This window comes from Kribbella sp. (assembly GCF_035687465.1).
Taxonomy (GTDB): domain Bacteria; phylum Actinomycetota; class Actinomycetes; order Propionibacteriales; family Kribbellaceae; genus Kribbella.
Window position 1 is genome coordinate 1 of sequence record NZ_DASRXP010000081.1, and the last position, 3,824, is coordinate 3,824.

Below are 3,824 nucleotides of genomic sequence, written 5' to 3' on the forward strand. Positions count from 1 at the left end.
TGCCGCCACACCAGCACCGGCCGCTCGGTCAGCCTCTGGTCGCCGCTGCCGAGTAGATAGGGCACCACCGACACCAGCAGGAACGCGGCGCAAGCGAGATAGCCGGCGCCGACCCCTCCGACGGCGGCGGCCAATCCCACCCCCACCAGTGCGCCGAGGGTCTGGGACATCGCGACCCAACCCCCGACGAAACCCCGCTGCAGCTTGGGGACCCGGTCTGGAACAGCCGCTGTGATTGCCGCCAGCAACATGTTGCCGAACAGCTGCATCAGGCACCAACCGAGCAGCATCCAGGCGACCGTGCCGGCGCCTGCGAGCACCAGCAGACCGATCGCACCTCCGACCGCACCGGCCAGCACCCACGGCACCCGGCGACCGAAACGCGACAGCGTTCGGTCGGAAATCGCACCGAACAAGGGGTTCGCGATCACGGACACGGCGGCGCCGACTCCGGTGATCAGGCCGTAGACGAACTCTTTGTTGCCAGGCGCAACCGTATCCGACTGCTTCGCAAGCAACACCTGAATCGGCCCGAGCCAGGCAGCGAACACCCCGACATTCGCCAGCACCACAGCCGCGGTCCACCGGCCCCGCACCCCCACCACAGGCTCAGCAAGTGCTTGAGCGGAAGCCGGCGGCGGGGCCGACTCGGTCGTCATTTGCGGGCCTAGCTCTTGCGGTTTTGGGTGATTAGGTTGCGGTACCAGTGGTAGGACGCTTTGGGCGTGCGGACCTGGGTTTCGAAGTCGACGTGGATCAGGCCGAAGCGCTGCGCGTACCCGACGGACCACTCGAAGTTGTCCAGCAGGGACCATTGGAAGTAGCCACGGACGTCCACCCCGTCGTCGATCGCCTTCTTGAGTTCGCGCAGGTAGCCGTCGAGGTAGTCGATCCGGCGCTGGTCAGCGACCACTCCGTCGGCTGGACCGTCGTTGATCGCGCAACCGTTCTCGGTGATGTAGATCGGCGGCAGCTTGTCGCCGTACCGGGCCTTGAGGGTGCGCAGGATCTCCCCGAACGCCTCGGGGACGATCGGCCAGCCGAAGTCCGTCTTCGGATAGTCGTCCATGGCGCGCGGTTCGAACGGCAGCCCCGCGGGCATCGGGATACCGTCGGTCGCCGCCGTGTCGGGATCGCCAGTCGGCGCGCCGACCCGGACGGGCGCGTAGTGGTTGAGGCCGAACCAGTCCAGCGGCGTCGAGATCACCGCGAGATCCTCGGCGACCGGACCGGGCATGGCCTCGCCGAAGCCCTCGGGATAGCGGCCGAGCAGCACGGGATCGGCGAAGAGCCAGTTGATCAGGTTGTCGTAGAGACCGGCCGCCTGCTGGTCTTCGGCGCTGTCGCTGGCCGGCCAGGTCGGCGCGTGATTGCTCGCGATCCCAACGCTGGCAGCCCCACCAGCCCGGAGCGCCTGGACCGCGCGACCGTGCGCGAGCAGTTGGTGGTGGGCGACAGGCAAGGCGTCGAACCCGAGCTGCTTGCCCGGCGCGTGACCACCGACGGCGTACCCGAGCAGCGTGATCACCATCGGCTCGTTGATCGTCATCCACAGCGGCACCCGATCGGCGAACCGCTCCGCCAGGATCGCTGCATAGTCCGCGAACCGCTCGGTGATGTCGCGTTCCATCCAGCCGCCGGCGTCTTCCAGCGGCTGCGGCGTGTCCCAGTGGAACAAGGTCGGCGCGGGCTGGATGCCGGCGGCAAGCAGTTCGTCGATCAACCGGTCGTAGAAGGCAAGCCCCTCGGCGTTCCCGCTGCCCCGGCCGTCCGGCTGGATCCGCGGCCAGGCGAAGGAGAACCGGTACGTGTCGACCCCGAGGTCCCGCATCAGCGCGACGTCCTCGGCGTACCGGTGATAGTGGTCGCAGGCAACGGCTCCGGTGTCCCCGTTGAGGATCCGGCCCGGCTCGGCGCAGAACGTGTCCCAGGTCGAAGGACCGCGGCCGCCCTCGGTCACGGCCCCTTCGATCTGGTACGCCGACGTCGAGACCCCCCAGCGGAAGTCGGGACCAAAATCAACTGTCATTCGCATCATCCTCAGTCAGGGTCACTCGTTGGCGCCTTGCGTACGATCACCGCGGTGCCGTAGGCGGCCACCTCGCTCATCGTCTGGGCGATCTCGTTGCAGTCGAAGCGCATCGCCAGGATCGCGTTCGCCCCCATCTGCTGAGCCATCTGGCACATCCGCATCACCGCGACGTGCCGCGACTCGGCCAGCATCTGGGTGTACTCCGGCACCTCGCCGCCACCCAGCGACCGGAAACTGGCGGTGAAGTTCGAGCCGAAGTCGCGGCTCCGCACGGTCAGCCCGAACACCTCGCCGAACACCGTCTCGGCGGTGTAGCCGGGCAGATCGTTCATCGTCGAGACCAGCACCGGGTACGGCGAGCCCTGCGGCGCAACGTGCGGCGGCGGCGCATAGCCGGGTGGCGGCCCCTGCTGATACCCCTGCGGCGGGTACGGCGGCTGGTTCGGGTTCGGGGGGTAGTTCTGGCTCATGCCGCCATCTTCCCAGCCAATCGGCCGTCATTGGCGGTAAACCTGGAACTCGTAGAGCGAGTACCCGTACGACGTCGCCCGCTGCGTCCCCGTGATCCGTACATAGCGCGCCTGGACCGGGCTGAACCGGGCCACGTCCTCACCGCCGTTCCCATTGCTGGTGGCGAATACCTGCTGCCAGTTCACGTTGTCCCGGGACACTTCGACCTTGTACGCCTTGCCGTACGCGGCCTCCCACTGCAGCACCACCCGGCCGACCGCCTGCTCACTGCCGAGGTCCACCTTCAGCCACTGCGGATCCGACCAGTTACTCGCCCACCGGCTCCCGAGATTCCCATCGACGGCATTGGCCGGCGGCGAGTTGAACACCCCGGTCTCGTGGCTGCTCGCCGTCGCCGTCTTGCCGACAGCCTGGTTGCTGACGTCATCACCCCGGCGGGCCGGGAACTCGACCACCTGCTGGTACGTCGGGCGGTTGACCCAAGCCATCCGATCCTGGGTGATGCCACCCATCGGCTGGTGCACGATCTGGTCCGCACAGAACTGGTCGCCCGCCGCACAACCACCAGCCGCCGGATAAGTGGTTGCCGCAGGCACCTGCAGGGCCGCGCCGAGAGAGTCGCCGAGCACGGTCCGACACGCGGCGAGTGCTCCACCTCCGCAGAACGTGACAGGCTGCGGCGTCTTCACCGGATCGCCGAGCACTTTGCGCAGATCACGCTGGACGAAGCCCCACCAGCCGGTCTGGAAGGCGGATCCCTGCGCACTCGGTCGTTCGTCGATCTTCTGGGTGTGCACGAGTGCGTCGTACAGGTCGGAGCCGAGGCCGCTCTGGAATTCGGCCTTGACCAGCAACGGCCACCAGGCATCCAGGATGCGGATCGCCTCGGCATGGTCGTAGGTCTTCACAGCCTCACTCGGCGTCTTGCGATGACTGCCGGATGCCTGCCAGGCCTGCAACTTCGCCACCGCGTCGGCAACCGCCGGGTTGGTGATCGGCGCGCTCTTCAGCACCCGGAGCAGGTACGGCAGCACCTGATCCGCCCGCAGATCCACGGTGGCGGCGCTCTCCATTGCCTCGACCAGCTTGCCGCGAGTGAACTTCTGGCCGGAGCCGATCACGGCCTTGATCCGGTCATCGAGCGGCTGGCTGCGATACACAGAGTTGTAGCCGAACTGGCCGTCCGATGCCGAGAACCCCGGTGCCTGCTTGTTGTTCCAGCTGGTCAGGTAATCCTGGTTGATCACCTGCGGATGCTGTGCGGCCGGCGTGTACGTCGCCCGGTTGGTGTCCGGGTTCCAGCCCTGCCATTCGTACGAGC

At 67.4% G+C, this 3,824-nt stretch carries 4 protein-coding genes; all 4 read right to left on the minus strand.

The genetic code is table 11. From position 1 onward, the window contains the following. A partial coding sequence (locus tag VFG33_RS04010; RefSeq protein WP_325022487.1) for an MFS transporter occupies nt 1–659 on the minus strand: 659 nt, incomplete at its 3' end. An 8-nt stretch (nt 660–667) separates the two neighbouring features. Beyond that, entirely contained in the window at nt 668–2,029 is a 1,362-nt protein-coding gene (locus VFG33_RS04015) for a GH1 family beta-glucosidase (RefSeq protein ID WP_325022489.1), read from the minus strand. A gap of 11 nt (nt 2,030–2,040) precedes the next feature. After that, complete coding sequence (locus VFG33_RS04020; protein ID WP_325022491.1) at nt 2,041–2,502, minus strand: YbjQ family protein; 462 nt, start codon at nt 2,500–2,502, stop codon at nt 2,041–2,043. 27 nt (nt 2,503–2,529) lie between these two features. After that, nucleotides 2,530–3,824 (minus strand): discoidin domain-containing protein (locus VFG33_RS04025; RefSeq protein WP_325022493.1); only part of this gene is annotated, 1,295 nt, incomplete at its 5' end.